Origin of the sequence: Rhizobium sp. NLR16a, from assembly GCF_017948245.1 — a bacterium.
In the GTDB taxonomy this organism is placed as follows: Bacteria; Pseudomonadota; Alphaproteobacteria; order Rhizobiales; family Rhizobiaceae; genus Rhizobium.
The window spans coordinates 2,986,882-3,000,762 of sequence record NZ_CP072865.1 but is presented as its reverse complement, the minus strand read 5'-3'; the positions used below and the strand labels follow the sequence as shown (position 1 = coordinate 3,000,762).

Annotated in this window: 17 protein-coding genes; 11 read left to right on the top strand and 6 right to left on the bottom strand. The window is 62.6% G+C overall.

The genetic code is table 11. The annotated features are described in order from the left end of the window. Window positions 1-718: 718 nt before the first annotated feature. Complete coding sequence (locus J7U39_RS14705) at window positions 719-1,366, bottom strand: S24 family peptidase (protein WP_210628853.1); 648 nt, start codon at window positions 1,364-1,366, stop codon at window positions 719-721. 83 nt (window positions 1,367-1,449) lie between these two features. Here J7U39_RS14705 and J7U39_RS14700 point away from each other — a divergent pair, with 83 nt between their 5' ends. The 9 genes from J7U39_RS14700 (at window position 1,450) to J7U39_RS14660 (ending at window position 7,099) form a co-directional block, all read left to right on the top strand. Next, a complete protein-coding gene (locus J7U39_RS14700; protein WP_210628852.1) occupies window positions 1,450-1,674 on the top strand; it encodes a hypothetical protein in 225 nt (74 codons plus the stop codon). Between the two features lie 138 nt (window positions 1,675-1,812). Further along, window positions 1,813-2,079, top strand: a complete 267-nt coding sequence (locus tag J7U39_RS14695; RefSeq protein WP_210628851.1) for a sigma-70 family RNA polymerase sigma factor — start codon at window positions 1,813-1,815, stop codon at window positions 2,077-2,079. Window positions 2,080-2,114: 35 nt separating this feature from the next. Continuing rightward, complete coding sequence (locus J7U39_RS14690) at window positions 2,115-2,483, top strand: hypothetical protein (RefSeq protein ID WP_210631681.1); 369 nt, start codon at window positions 2,115-2,117, stop codon at window positions 2,481-2,483. Beyond that, window positions 2,449-2,847 (top strand): hypothetical protein, encoded by a 399-nt coding sequence (locus J7U39_RS14685; RefSeq protein ID WP_210631682.1) that lies wholly within the window; start codon window positions 2,449-2,451, stop codon window positions 2,845-2,847. Before J7U39_RS14690 ends, J7U39_RS14685 begins: the two co-directional genes overlap by 35 nt. Beyond that, entirely contained in the window at window positions 2,844-3,140 is a 297-nt protein-coding gene (locus tag J7U39_RS14680) for a GcrA family cell cycle regulator (protein WP_210628850.1), read from the top strand. Before J7U39_RS14685 ends, J7U39_RS14680 begins: the two co-directional genes overlap by 4 nt. Before the next feature lie 37 nt (window positions 3,141-3,177). Beyond that, on the top strand, window positions 3,178-3,333 hold the full coding sequence (locus tag J7U39_RS14675) for a helix-turn-helix domain-containing protein (protein ID WP_247241762.1): 156 nt from the start codon (window positions 3,178-3,180) through the stop codon (window positions 3,331-3,333). A 13-nt stretch (window positions 3,334-3,346) separates the two neighbouring features. Continuing rightward, window positions 3,347-3,937 (top strand): hypothetical protein, encoded by a 591-nt coding sequence (locus J7U39_RS14670; RefSeq protein ID WP_210628848.1) that lies wholly within the window; start codon window positions 3,347-3,349, stop codon window positions 3,935-3,937. A 424-nt stretch (window positions 3,938-4,361) separates the two neighbouring features. Next, entirely contained in the window at window positions 4,362-5,492 is a 1,131-nt protein-coding gene (locus J7U39_RS14665) for a hypothetical protein (RefSeq protein ID WP_210628847.1), read from the top strand. A gap of 710 nt (window positions 5,493-6,202) precedes the next feature. Continuing rightward, the gene (locus J7U39_RS14660; RefSeq protein WP_210628846.1) at window positions 6,203-7,099 is read left to right on the top strand and encodes a glycosyltransferase family 25 protein; all 897 of its coding nucleotides are present in this window, start codon (window positions 6,203-6,205) and stop codon (window positions 7,097-7,099) included. Here the strand turns inward: J7U39_RS14660 and J7U39_RS14655 are convergent. Both J7U39_RS14655 and J7U39_RS14650 read right to left on the bottom strand, forming a co-directional pair. Next, window positions 6,996-8,393 carry a HAMP domain-containing sensor histidine kinase gene (locus J7U39_RS14655; RefSeq protein WP_210628845.1) on the bottom strand — a complete coding sequence of 466 codons (1,398 nt, stop codon included), beginning with the start codon at window positions 8,391-8,393 and terminating at the stop codon, window positions 6,996-6,998. The two genes, J7U39_RS14660 and J7U39_RS14655, sit on opposite strands and share 104 nt — an antisense overlap. Window positions 8,394-8,451: 58 nt before the next feature. Continuing rightward, window positions 8,452-9,135: a winged helix-turn-helix domain-containing protein gene (locus J7U39_RS14650; protein WP_210628844.1), complete on the bottom strand. Its 684-nt coding sequence runs from the start codon at window positions 9,133-9,135 to the stop codon at window positions 8,452-8,454. 274 nt (window positions 9,136-9,409) lie between these two features. Here J7U39_RS14650 and J7U39_RS14645 point away from each other — a divergent pair, with 274 nt between their 5' ends. Continuing rightward, window positions 9,410-9,874: a hypothetical protein gene (locus tag J7U39_RS14645; RefSeq protein ID WP_210628843.1), complete on the top strand. Its 465-nt coding sequence runs from the start codon at window positions 9,410-9,412 to the stop codon at window positions 9,872-9,874. 54 nt (window positions 9,875-9,928) lie between these two features. On the opposite strand, the gene J7U39_RS14640 is transcribed toward J7U39_RS14645, so the two are convergent. Both J7U39_RS14640 and J7U39_RS14635 read right to left on the bottom strand, forming a co-directional pair. Next, window positions 9,929-11,023 carry a GSU2403 family nucleotidyltransferase fold protein gene (locus J7U39_RS14640; protein WP_210628842.1) on the bottom strand — a complete coding sequence of 365 codons (1,095 nt, stop codon included), beginning with the start codon at window positions 11,021-11,023 and terminating at the stop codon, window positions 9,929-9,931. A gap of 462 nt (window positions 11,024-11,485) precedes the next feature. Further along, window positions 11,486-11,830: a helix-turn-helix domain-containing protein gene (locus J7U39_RS14635; RefSeq protein WP_210628841.1), complete on the bottom strand. Its 345-nt coding sequence runs from the start codon at window positions 11,828-11,830 to the stop codon at window positions 11,486-11,488. A gap of 107 nt (window positions 11,831-11,937) precedes the next feature. Here J7U39_RS14635 and J7U39_RS14630 point away from each other — a divergent pair, with 107 nt between their 5' ends. After that, window positions 11,938-12,684, top strand: coding sequence for a glucose 1-dehydrogenase (locus tag J7U39_RS14630; RefSeq protein ID WP_210628840.1), 747 nt, complete (start codon window positions 11,938-11,940; stop codon window positions 12,682-12,684). Window positions 12,685-12,846: 162 nt separating this feature from the next. On the opposite strand, the gene J7U39_RS14625 is transcribed toward J7U39_RS14630, so the two are convergent. After that, a complete protein-coding gene (locus tag J7U39_RS14625; protein ID WP_210628839.1) occupies window positions 12,847-13,836 on the bottom strand; it encodes a DUF2332 domain-containing protein in 990 nt (329 codons plus the stop codon). Window positions 13,837-13,881: the final 45 nt, after the last annotated feature.

Below are 13,881 nucleotides of genomic sequence, written 5' to 3'. Positions count from 1 at the left end.
ATATCGTCAACATGGAAAGGTATAAAAAATACCTCAATGCTTGACGGGGTACGAATCGTAGGCGTATGTCTCAGCCAAGTGATTGGGCGACCGGGTGCAACTCCCGAGCTGACGAAGCCCAGCGGCGCGGGAAGCGAAAGTCCTTAAGTGCGCTGTCAGAAAATCAGGACGAGGGTGAAGCGAATGGCCCCTCTGGCACGTGTCCCATCCCGGCTCCGGCCTTCAGGACATGGCCAATGCTCTCCCGGCTTCATGGGCTTTGCTCATGGGGTAGGGGGAAGCTTTGGCCGGAACCCTCCCTCACCAGCCTTCAGGAACTGGAAAGAGATGGAAGAGAGAGGAAGTGAGAGAGATCGGGATATCGCAGGCGCGCGGGCGGCGACGCTGATCCGCTCTGCTCTGCGGCGCGGCTTTCAGATTTGGCGCCTGCGCTCGAAGCGCGTGTTTGCAGGCATGTCATTCCCGCAAGGATCGCTGCACGCATTATGCGCATGGCGATGGAAGCGAGGGGCAGAGCCGGTTTCGGCCTTGAGAGGTTCACCTCAAAGCAGGGTCGCCGGCGCTGAAAGCGATGATCAGCAAAGCAAGAGAACCAAATTCTTCCGGCTGGTGAGGGCGGCGGATCATCCTGAATCTAACTGGGAAGAGGTTGGCGCTTTGCGGGAACAGAGAGAGTTATCTCACGGAATCAGTTCATCTTTTTGAAAGGCTTGGACTCTCACATTTCGATCACCGATCGGCGGACGCGGCCGACGATGGTGACGGCGCCCTGGAATTCCGGCGGCGGCACGTCCTCGTAGGAAGCGGGCTGGAAGGGCGGATTGTCGTTGGGACGGTAGCGCTTGTAGGTCGCGGCCCCGGTCTCGTCGGCGACGACATAGAGGGCGTTCGGCGCCAGGCGCTTGTCACGGCGGTTGACGAAAATGATCGAGCCCGGCGGCGAGATCTTGTTCATCGAATTGCCCTCGACCTCGAGCGCGATCCAGTCGCCGTCGGGCAGGTCGAGCGCGGCGACCGTCGGGAATTCCGAGAAGTCGGTGATCGGCGCCTGCTCGGTCAGCTGCCCGGCGCTGACCCAGGAGATCTTTGGCACGTCGGCGACCGAGACCGGCCGTTCCTCCGGATCGAGCGCGTCGCCGGTTCCGAACTGCAGCCAGTTGAGATTGACCTTGAACGCCTTGGCGTATTTCTTCGCGTCGGCGATGCCGAAGCCGTTCCGGCCCGACTCGTGCGCCTTGTAGACATTGGCGTTCCAGCCCAAACGATCGACGATCGCCTTCGGCCCGGCAAAGCCCGCGTTCTTCCTGGCCATGACCAGACGCCTTGCGCGTTCTTCGCGCTCGAATTGTTCCTGATCTTTCAACATGATATAAATTATACCCTAAAAAAAGGTACATGTAATGCCCTAAATCGCTTGACGTGCGAGGTATTTTATATACCCTTATTGTCATGACAAGCACCGATATCATCAACGGCCGGCCCCGGCTTTCGGGTTCCGCCAATGCCCGCTACACCGGCTGCCCGCACTGCGGCAGGGCGCTGTCGATCGCCGAGGTGATCGAGCGCCATTGCGAGAATTGCGGCCGGCAGACGGAGCCGGAAGAGATGCGGCAGACGCCGGTCTTGCCCCGTTCTCGGCCAATCACCAATTCCGACAGCCTCACTCCTCCCTGAAGGCTATCGGCAGCTGGCGTCGTCGCGCTCCCTCGGCGACGCCAGCCTCTTTCACCAGTTTGAAAATGAACGATCTGGCCGGCGTCCGCTTGGCGGGAAGGGCCGGCTGCGGATCGAAATGAAAATGAGGATCAAGTGATGAGCACCGCCCCGGCGCATCAAGGCACTGACATGAACGCCCTCGAGCTCTTCCGCTCCGGCCGGGATTATATCGAAATATCAGCCATCCTCGGGGTGTCGGTGCCCTCGGTGGAAAACGAGATCCACCGGCTTCGCAGCGCCGAGAAGGGCGACACCGCCCAACAGGATCATGCCGGCCGCGCGGTCCGGCGTTTTCCCGGCCGCGCCGTAAGGCCGGGCGCCCTGGTCAACTTCGCCCGAGGGCGGCTGAAGCTGCGCGCTTGACGACGGCGACACGCCGCGAGCGGGAAGGCAATCGCATGGAAAGGCAGGAGATGAGCAAGGACATCATGGAAATCCTCAGCCCTGTGCTGGGGCAGGAGCTGGCGGCGGCGATCATCGAGCATCGCGCCCGCAGCCTGAAGAAGCCGCTCACGGTCTATGCGGCGAGGATCCAGCTCAAGGAGTACCTCAAGACCGGCAACCCGGTCGAGGCCGCCGAGATGCAGATCCTGCGCGGTTGGCGGGCGATCAAATCCGACTGGTATTTCAATGAGAAGGCGAGGCAAGCCGGGCCGATCAATGCAAGCGTGGGCAGAAGGACAACGGTCGATGCCGCAAGAGATTTCCTCTCCGGTCAAGATCATAGCGGGGATGCTTTCGGGATTTCCGGCCTCCGCCGGCATTGATCCCGACATGCAGCTCCGCGCCTACCTCGTCGCCATCGACGGCATTCCGGCAGAGGCGGTCTGGCGCGCCGCCAGGCTGTTCCTGTCGGGCCAGGTCAGGGACCATAACCGCGCCTTCGCCCCGAGCTCGGCGAGCTTCGCCGAAATCGCCCGCCAGCAGCAGGCGGTGATGACGGCGCAAAGCCGCCCGCGCGTTAAAGCTGAGCCCGAACAGCCGCAGCCGAAGGTCGCGGCCGAAAAGATGGCCCTGCTGAGGCAGGCGGCAAAGGGCAGCCGCAGCGCCAAGCGGGCGCTGGCTGAGATGTTTCCCGACAACCCGGTCATCGCAAGGGCCGCACGAGACGCACAGGAGGCAGTGGGATGAGAGATCTGTTCTGGACGGAAGACAAGATCGTCAAGGCGCAGAAGCTCTGGCAGGAGGGGTTCTCGGCACGTCAAATCGCCGAACTCTTCGGCTCGAAGAAGAACACCGTCATCAACATGGCGCATCGCAACCGCGACCGGTTCCCGTCCAGGCAGGATGCGCGCAAGCAGCTGGCGGCCACCAGCGCGGCACCCGCGCCGATCCGCCATCCAGACCGGGTGCGGCGGGTGACGCTGTCGGGCGCCGAGGTGACGATGCCGCGCGTGCCGACGATCGACGGACCGGCGCCATGAGGGCGTGACCCCGCGCGAGCGAGAGATCATCGGCTGGATGGCGCAAGGCAAGACCGCTGCCGAGATCGGCGCGATCCTCGGCATCTCGCCGATCACCGTCAACACCCACATTGCCAACGCCAAGGCGAAGCTCGGCGTGTTCAAGGAGACTGCCCTGGTCGCCGCCGCACTTCGAAACGGCATCATTCAATAGGAAGGAGATCCCGATGGGCGGCAAGGCCACCAAGGTGAAGATACAGCGGGCAAACAACGGCGCCGGCCGGCCGCGCAAGGCCAATGTCGAGCGTTTCCCCTGCGGCAAGATCAAGCCGTTCGAAACCGAGAAGGAGAATATCAGCGTGGCGATGGCGGCGCGCCGGCGCATCCACGGCTTCGGCAGGACGGTAGCCGACGAGACCGTGAGAAGCCCCTATGCCGGTTATACCCTCGGCCGCATGTTCCTCGACGGGCTGATCACCGACGAGCAGCGCCAGGCCGGCGACGACTATGCCGAGGTCATGGCCCGCTACCACAAGACGACGGGCATTCCCGCCCCAAGCCCCAGGGCCCAATCGCTCTTCGCCGTCAAGGGCCACGAAGGCGAGGTGACCGAAAGCCTCGCCGACCGCGCCCGCAAGGCCAGCAACCGCATGATGGAACTGCAGGCCGTGCTTCTGCGCTGCGAGGACGGGCCGCAGGTGCGCAGCACCGTCTATAACGTCGCGGTGATGGATTACGAACACCTGCGCCACATGCCGCCGCAGCAATTGCTGTGGCTTCGCCGGGGGTTGATTGCGCTGCGCAGGGCGAAGGGGTGATGCGGGGGTCTGCCGCAGAGCGTGCCTCATCCTTCGTCTCCTCGGGCTTGACCCGAGGAGACGAAGGAGAGGTGGTGCCGGGAGAGATAGGCGGCGTCGGCGCGATGACGTTACGGCAAGGGCGGCGCCTTCACCGGTCTGCGGAATGTGCCGGGGCGCCACCCAAGATTGGTGCTTCCACTAACGAGAGACTGCAGCTAAAAATTGCAGAAGATGAGAAACTCCGGAGGGCAGTATGCGCTACGTTTTGGTGATGATCGGGGCAGTCGTTTACGCCCCTGGGATGCGGCGGTGGTGCGGTCGACCACCATTCGGCTTGAGGCTGCAGGCTATCAGTTGACCTGCAGCTGCCTTCAGTTACGCTGACCTGTCGCTGCTCCTGTCAATCCCACTGGTTGTGCGGGCCTTCCCGCCGAGGAGTCTCATGTACAGATTGATTGTTTTCGCAGTGATCACGATTGCGGCCGGTTCCGCCTTTGCGAGCGAGGTTCCGTATTTCGCCAGTCCTGATGTGCCCGACTATACCGCAAAGATGATCGTGCGTGACGCCCATAGTGCCAAAGGGGACCGCCAGCGGGTCGTCCAGCATCACAAAGGCTGGACACGTGTTGAAGAGCAAGGAAACGAAGAAACGAACCTTTCTTACGGACATTTCTTCAAGAACGTGGTTCTGAGGGCAACCAGGAGGAATGGTGAAATCTCATCATTTCAGGTCAGGCAGGTCGAACCATCTCAAGATTATGACGGCATCACGAAAGTCAGGGAAACGGATGATGTTGAGACCGTCGGCGGTGAGCAGTGTCGCTGGCGGCAGATCGTCCGGCGCATGGACAGGGGCGAGACCAGTCCCAGTTGGATGACTTGCCTGACCGAGGACGGAATAGAGATCGCGACGAAAGTCCTTTTCTCCAGCGGGGAGGTCATGTCCGAGACGCGGCTGACGGAACTGCGGCGCGGGCCTGTGCCGGAAGCGGTGGTACGACCGCCAATGCAGCTTCTCGAAGCCGGTACCTGGCTCGCGCCCTTGCCACGTTACGACGATTACACCCCAAATCCTGGAGACTTCGAGGCGGAGCTGGTTAGCCACAGATCCAAGGAGAGGCTGTTGCGTCATTATCCCTGGTGGCTCCGACAGCGCGACCGTGGAGACGGATCGATCCTGATCACCGTCTGGAACGAGCTTGAAGACCAGGGGCTTCGATATTCCGTATCCAAGGGGGAGCGCATGTTCGAAGCTGTCCGCTCCTCCTCGATTGTCTCGCCGAAGTTCAGGAGATTTGACGAGGCGTATGGAATCGTCGACTTGAGAGAGCAGGACCGGCTGCTCGGCGAGGACTGCGCATGGTATGACCGGACACCGAATATGGCTGATATGGGTCTAAGGCAATGCCTGACTTCGGACGGCATACCGCTGATCGACGCCCACTTGTCTGGCTGGGGAGACAGCGAGGGATTCAAAATAGTGACGCTGACGCGCCGGCCGGTGGGTATGGATGAAATCCAGCCACCCCGTGCTTATCTCGAGCCTGCTGCCTGGGGCTTCAGCCCTCCATAGTAGGGATGTGGGATATCATCAAACCGGCCGAGGGCGTCCTTGAACGCTCGTAAGGTCGCGTGGTGGGGTTGACCGGCGCGCGATTGCCTTTCGCGTTCCGCGTCGAGACGTCGCGGCTGTGAGCGGCCGGCTTCCCCGAGGATCCACCCTGGCCTGGACTGCCGTGGCCATGGATCCCAGGCTCAAGGCCTGGGATGAGGGAGGTTGCGGCGGGTGCTCTCGCCGGACGTGCCTCCGGGCTGTCGCTCCCATCGCGATGCCGATCGGGACTGGGCAATGGCGTGGGCGCTTCCAAACATACGGGAGCGCCCTGGCTTCGACTGGAGTGGGCCGCACAGAGTATCGAAGTGCATGGCTGTGTTAAAGCACCTCCGCACGGCCCACAAACCTTACGATCGGCGAAGCCTGTTGTTCCCGAGCTGGCGGAGTATTTTGGACGCGAGGCGCGGCACGCAATGGGTCGCCGTCGTCATCGAAGGCCTGATGGGTGTCGTCATGATCGCGGGAAGGGAAGTGACCCATTGCGTGCAGCACGCGAGGATGTAGCGCGGCATTCTTACCGGCTCTTTGCCGGGACAATACCGATCCGTAAGGATGCATTCCTCGGCTGGCGATGGCGCAGCTTACGAAAATGTATGGTCCGGGCGAAGTCCCGGTGAGGTTTGCAGCGCAGGCTTGGCGTCGTCATTGCCAAGTCGAGGCCAAATCTCATGAACATGCGCGCCACACCTGCCGCCCTTATGCCGGCTCTTCATCCCGTCAGCCTGCAGGTGAATACCTACCTCATCAATCTCGACCGCGCGCCGTTGCGGCGGTTTCGGATGGAACGGCTGCTGGCAGGCTTCGGCCTTGCCTATGAGCGCGTGGCGGCGGTCGACGGGGCGGGGCTGAGCCTGCCGCATCCCGACTTTGATGAAGCATCCTATCTCCGTCGGCATGGCCGCCGGCCGAACCCTTTCGAGATCGGCTGCTATCTCAGCCACGTCGAATGCGCCAGACGCTTCCTCGCCAGTGAGGCGGAATTCGCGCTTATTCTGGAAGACGATCTCGACTTAGACGACGATTTTGCCGAACTGCTCGAGGCCGCGCTTCGCCACCAGGCGCACTGGGACATTCTGCGGCTGTCGACGGTCAATTCCGGTCGCAAGCACCGGGTCGAGCCGCTGACCGGCTCGCGCTCGCTCGCCATCGCGCTGACCCGCGAGAAGGGATCGGGCGCCTATCTGGTCAACCGCAAGGCGGCGGGCTGGATTGCCGGGGCGCTGCTGCCGATGCGGCTGCCCTATGATCTCGCCTTCGACCTGGAGTTCGATGAGGGGCTGCGCGCTTGCTTCGTCGATCCGCTGCCGGTGAGCCAAAGGGCCGATCCCTGCTCGCAGATCCAGGCGGGGCTTTCGGCCTACCGGCTCGGCCGCCGCCGGCCGTGGAGCGTGCTGTCTTTTCGCGCTGCTGCCGAGATCCGCCGTTTTGCCGCCCGTTTCGCCCGGCTCGCGGCATGGCGGCTCAGGATTTCTCCGGCATCAGCGGGAAGGCGATCGAAACGCGAAGGCCGGGATGATTGTCCGCCAGTGCGATCTCGGCCGAATGCAGCTCGGCGATTGCCCTGACGAGGCTGAGGCCGAGGCCGCTTCCCGGTGTCGTGCGGCTCTTGTCGATGCGGTAGAGGCGGCGGAAGACCTTGTCCCTTTCCTCGGCGGGGATGCCGGGGCCGGTGTCGGCGACCGAGAGAATGGCGCGGCCGCCCTGGCGGCGAAGCGACAGCGTGATGCCGGTTCCGGGCGGGCAGTGGTTGATCGCGTTCTCCACCAGGTTGGCGATCATCTGCGTCAAGAGATCGCGGTCGCCCCCGATGACGGCGGGCGCGCGCTCGGCGATCCGGAACGACTGCCCCGCATCTTCGGCGACATCGACATAGACCTCGGAGATGACGCTCAGCACGGCGTCGATATCGGTCGCCTGGAAGCGCTCCTTGCGGGCGCCGGCCTCGATCTGGGAAATGCGCAGCAGCGCCTCGAAGGTGGCGTCGATCCGGTCGCTCTCGTTTCTCGCTTCGTCAAGCAGAGCCGAAACATCCGCTTGCCGGTTGATTCCAGCCACGGCGGCATCCAGCGTCAGGCGCAGCCTGTTGAGCGGTGTTTTCAGATCGTGGGCGATATCGGCGCTCACCTGCCGCATGCTCTCGACCAGTCTCTGCAGCCGCTCCAGTGCCGCGTTGATCTGGATCGCCACCGTATCGAGATCGTCGCCGTGGCCGGTGATCGGGACGCGAGCGTCGAGGGCGCCGTGAGAAACGTCGTTCATGGTGTTGGCGACCCCGTCCAATCTCGCCTGGGCGCGAACGGCCAGAAAGACGCCGCCGCCGATCGCCGTCGCCACGACGATTGCCGCAGCCCATTCGAAGCTTACCAGAACGATCCGCAGCATCTCGTCGACATCGTTGAAGTTTTCCGCCACCACCAGATTGTAGGGGCCGATGGTCGACACCCGCATCCGGTAGCGCTCACGCCCCTTCAGCCCGACATCGCCCGAGGTGACGGTATAGACGCCGTCCGGGATGCGGGGCGCCGCAAAATTGCCGGCGAGCTTGCGCCCGCCGGCATCGGTCAGCGAATAGAGCCCGTCAGAGGTGGACTGGAAACTCGCATAATTGTTCAGCGTGTTGATCAGATCCTGGGTGTCGCCGGGCTCATAGGTCGAGGCGATGAGCGAATTCATCTCGGTGAGCGACTGGTCGACGTCTCGGTCAAGGCCGAGGCGCAGCATGTGATAGATGATCGCGCCGCTGAAGATGAAGGCGACGACGAAGAGGACGCCGAAGGTAACGGCCAGGCGGAACGGCGTGCTTCTTCGCAGGCTAGAGCATGATGCCGAAAAGTGTGCGCGGTTTTCGGACGACATCATGCTCTTACTCTTTAACTTGCGAACAGGATTTGAGATTTTCAGGCCGATGGGCCTGAAATCATCCTGTTCGAGGCGCATGCAGGCTGTATCCGGTGTTGCGGATCGTGTGCAGAAGCTGGGCCTGGAACGGCTTGTCGACCTTGGCCCTGAGGCGGCTGATATGGGTCTCGACGACGCTGGTCTTCGGATCGAAGTGGAAATCCCAGACCCGCTCGAGCAGCATCGTCCTGGTGATCACCCGGCCTTCGCCGCGCATCAGCACCTCGAGCAGGGTGAACTCGCGCGGCTGCAGCTCGATCAGCTGGCCGGCGCGGCGGGCCTCGCGGCGGATCAGATCGAGCTCGAGATCGGCAACCTTCAAGACCGTCCGCTGCTCCTGCACCGGCGGACGCCGACCGAGCGCATGGATGCGCGCCAGAAGCTCGGAGAAGGCGAAAGGTTTGGTGAGATAATCGTCGCCGCCCGCCTCCAGCCCTTCGACGCGATCGTCGACGCCGCCGATCGAGGTCAGGAACAGCGCCGGCGCGCCGACCCTGGCAGCCCTCAGTGAGCGGACGATCGCCAGCCCGTCGAGGCCCGGCAGCATGCGATCGACGACGATAACGTCATAGGTCTCGCGCTGCGCCTGAAACAGCCCGTCGCGGCCGTCGCCGATGACGTCACAGACGTGCCCGGCCTCGGACAAGCCCTTGGCGATATAATCGGACGTCTTGATATCGTCCTCGATTAGCAGGATTCGCATCGGCCGCTCCGGCATGCCTGGTGCGGCCAGATCTAGCCGAGAGGGCGGCCCGGCGGCAACTTACGGATTGGTAAGGCGAGGGGCGGTAGACGGGCACCGGCGCGAGCCTTCTGCTGCCGTGCCTCGTCGGGTCGTTGCGGCGCCGGCATGTCATAGCCGGTCGCTACAAATGAAAGCCGCTCGACGACTTCAAGCCTGCGAGGTCCAGCGGACCTTGACGGCAGCAGGACAGAAGGCGTCAAAGTGTCGGCAGAATCGAGGGACCCGACGCATTATGATCGACAAAATCTCACAACTGCTCGAAGTTGACCAAAGCAAGGAACTTTCCTCACTTGAGCCGCTCTCAAACGAGAAGCTGTCGGGCATCGTCGCTCGCTATCCCGCCATTTCTCAGCAATATCTAGAGTTCATCCGCGTCATCGGCGTCGGCTCAACGACGAAAGGGTTCTACATCTACGAGCCCGAGCCCGCATCCTTCGTTGAACGACACCCCTCGTTTCAGCTTTATCAATCTTCCAGCTATAGCAAGGTTTATGGAGCGCGCCCAAAAGGCGATTCCATTCCCGCCGATGCGGTTTCAATTGCGGACTGTGGAGCTTCCTGGCGCTATTGCCTCTGGCCATCGAGCGGAGGCGGTGTCTTTTGTCTGGATATGGCCGGCCCAAGCTTCGAGCCGGAAGCCGATGACTTCTATTCTTTCGTGCTGACAAACGTGATTTTGGATAAGGCGCTACAATAACGTGGTCGGGAGGAAGGGCGGTCCATCGTCGGGCGGCTCGAGCATCATGCGACATCACTTCTGCCGAGTTTTGGCTCTCAACTTCTCCAGATCGGGCATCTCCGATCCAAGAGCCTTGCCGAGCGCTTCGACACCCTTATGAGGAAGCCTCAGGAGACCGTGGCAAATGCCGTCTTTCCATGAATCCCCTCGATCCCAGGCTTCCGCCCAAGCATCTGTCAGCTCGGAGTCATGGCGTGTCTCGACGAGGGCTTGGAAAAGCAGTGACGCTTGCGTGAGGTCTTTGTCGGCCTTTACGCGTCCCAGAGTGTCCGTGAACCTTCTGGACGACACGATGAGCTTATGGACTGCATATCGCTCGGGCGCGGGAACGAGGACGTTCACGCCCTCGCGGAAGAGGAGAACCGTGCGGACGGGCTCGTAGATCAGGTAGTCCAGGAAGCGCAGGTTTTCCGCCGACGCACCGCCGAGGGCAGGCATGGGGGAGGGTTTGCCGGTATAGTCATCCGATCCGCGGTTTCCCGTCAGGAATTCCACCCGATAGCCCTTGGCGTTCTGAAAGGCGACGACCCTAGCCTTGTCTGCCTCATGGGGAACTGCCCTGAATTCGGGATCGACCGACTGGAGGACCTCAAGAACCGGAGGCAGGCTGTCCTGGACACCCGCAGAAATAGCAAAGTCCTGCGCGAAGTCCGCGTCGCCGGTCTGCATGGCGGATGAGGGCAGGCGAACGCCGAGCATGCCTGCATAGGTGCTGAATGCCACCGACCCGATCAGGACTGCACGCAGACGGAATAAGCCCGCATCCGCGAGGGCTTTGGTGATGTCGCCCGCAAAATTATCGGGACCCGGAAGGCCGGCACGACGGAGCGTGCTGACCATCCGCCGTCGCTCCCGGACGTTATCCTTGATCTCCTTGTGGGCCATCACCCGCGCCGTGATCGCGTCATCGCTCTGCGGACCGACATAGCTTCGCTTGTCCTTGCCTTCGGGAGTCGGGAGATCGAAATACCAGTAGTCGCGCCCTTTCACGGTGACGGTCACAAACCAACCTTCCAATGGAAAGTCCGACAGAAACTGCCCGTCCAACGTCCGCTGCGCCAGTTCCGCGAACATTGTCCTATAGCTGATGTCGATCTCTTTCATCATTGGCGGCTCGTCCTTTTCGAGTGCAGCGACCATCCACACGGGTCAAAGCGGCGTTCCCCGCTTAAGTGCAGTCCTCGCTCGCTCACATGCGCGTTATAAGTATCTGCCAAAGCCTTATAACTCCTTTTGGCCGTGATCTCCAGTTATAAGTTTCTGCCACGACCTTATAACTAACTGGTTTCCCGACATGCGTCGGCAAGTCGAGTATGGATCCCGGGGTCAAGCCCTGGGATGACGGAGAGTGGGGTGGGCGTTCTCGCCAAACGCGCCGTCGGCGCAGCGGATAGGCATCGGGTAGCGTGAATGACGAAGTCTGGCAGCGAGATCAGAGAGTGTGATTGCATCGGGTTTGCCGAACCTCACCCTGTTACCGCAGGGCACCTCACACTCTCCGTCGTCCTTCGGGCTTGACCCGAGGACCCAGGCGAGCCACCAACGGCAGCTGCTATCTTCCAAGAGCCGTCAACCCGTCTTCATTTGCTCGGGAAGCTGTCCGTAAGCCGTCAGGATCGCCCTGACCAGCCCGGGGAAGCGCTCGTCGAGCTCGGCGCAGCGGGTCTGGTTGCGCATCTCCACCCCCTGGCGTTCGCTGCGGATCAGGCCGGATTCGCGCAGCACCTTGAAATGGTTCGACAGCGACGATTTTGGAATGATGCGGTCGCCGAGATCCGCAAGCGCCGAACAGGTGCCGCCGCAGGCGGTGCCTGCGAGCTTGGCGAAGATCGCCACGCGCTCCGGATCCGACAGCGCATAGAGGATCGCATCGGGCTTGATATCCTCGAGAGCTGGGTGAAAGAGCGGTCGCATGAATTTTATATAGTGCCCCTTGAAACCGAGATCAACAGTTCCGAATTTCTGAACTACGGAACAAGGCCGTCAATTCCGGCGGCCTTCCGGATCAGAAGGAACGAGAGATGGCTAAGCTCACAGGGAAGGTCGCAGTGGTCACGGGAGCCTCCAAGGGCATCGGCGCCGCGATTGCCAAGGCGATGGCGGCCGAAGGTGCTGAAGTGGTGGTGAATTACGCCTCGAGCAAGGCCGGAGCCGACGCCGTGGTCGAGGCGATCGACGCGGCCGGCGGCAAGGCCATCGCGGTGCAGGGCGACGTTTCCAAGGCCGAACAGGCGCAGGGCGTGGTCGATGCCGCAGTCAAGGAATTCGGCAAGCTCGACGTGCTGGTCAACAATTCCGGCGTCTATGAATTCGCCCCGATCGGCGAGGTGACCGAGGAACACTACCGCCGCATGTTCGACGTCAATGTTCTCGGCGTTCTCCTGACCACCCAGGCGGCGGCCAGGCATCTCGGCGAGGGCGGCAGCGTCATCAACATCTCCTCGGTGGTCACCAGCCTGGGTCTCCCGAACTCGGCCGTCTACACCGGCACCAAGGGCGCCGTCGAGGGCATCAACAGCGTGCTCGCCAAGGAGCTCGCCCCGCGCAAGATCCGCGTCAACGCCATTCTGCCCGGCATGGTCGAGACCGAGGGAACGCACTCGGCCGGCGTCATCGGCTCTGAGCTCGAACAGACCATCGCCGCCCAGACGCCGCTCGGCCGCATCGGCCAGCCGGACGACATCGCCGACATCGCCGTCTTCCTCGCCTCCGACGACGCCCGCTGGCTGACCGGCGAACGGCTGTTCGCGAGCGGCGGTTTCCGCTGAGATGGGAGAAAAAAGCGCGCGCTTCTTGAGCGCGCGCATACGCGGATACCGGTCCACCCGCCCTCCGTCGTCCTCGGGCTTGACCCGAGGACCACGCCGGCATCATCGGCCTTGGCCATGGATTCCAGGCTCAAGGCCTGGAATGACGAGGCCGGAGGTCCCCTAGGCCTCATCCGCGATCCATGCGAGCGAAGCTCCATGTGGGTCGGTCCAGGCGACAGGAGTGCGGTTCACAGACAGAAGGAAGCGCCCGGGTGGCCAGCTTGTTCCTGCGCGCGTGGCGATGAACGGGAATGCGCGGGGGAACTCGTTCGATACCCAATACGGAGCGAGCCGCATCGCCTGTTGGTCGAAAGCCTCCCTATCTGCGGGGTCGGAGATATAGTCGAGCACCGCCGTGTGAAAGACGACAAGGGTGGCGTCCTTTGGGGCTTCGCTGCAGAGCCGGGCGAATTCGCTCCCGCGCAAGTCGCCCTTCACGATCCGTGGCTTGACCGAAGCGGCGATCTTGACGGCCGCCTGCAGGTTGGCAAGCCGTTCCGTCTGCTCCGGCCAGACCAGTGTCTCAAGCCATGCGACTTGCGCAGCATCCGAAGCATCGATTGGGCTGAGGTCCAGCCCCGCTCGCCAGACGACGTGTGGCGCGGCCGTCGGCAACGGGGTCGTCTCGCTGACGGAGCAACGCAAGACAGGCGGCTCCGAGGCCATCGAGGGTGGGCGGATCGCCTTGCGGCCGTAGTCGTAGCCATAGAGGTCGGGCATGAGGCAGAGCCCGGCGGAGGTTCCGACCTCGAGGAGCGCCAGCGGCTGCGGCAATCGCGCCAGGACGGGGAGCAGCGAGGCGCACCTTCCTGGTTCGTTGGTTTGTGTCGAACGCTCGAGCATCAGCGAACGGACTGCATCGGGGTGGGCCAGGAGCACCTGACGAAACTCGGTCCAGCCCTTCGGCGTGCCGAACAGGTGACGCACCGCCGCAAGCAGAAGGTTCGGTTGCCTTTTGGTGTCCGGGAGGGTCGATAGGAAGCCGAGTGTCTCCCGGTCTCCAGCAACCGCACGAGCCAACGCCTCGTAGAGCGGCGAACGGCCGTGGGCTTCCGTATCGGCGAAGTGAACATACCGGGCTGAGATCTCAGCCAGGCCCTCCTCATCCATGTCCGGTGATCCCTCGACTACGACTTCTGGTCACAGTACACGATC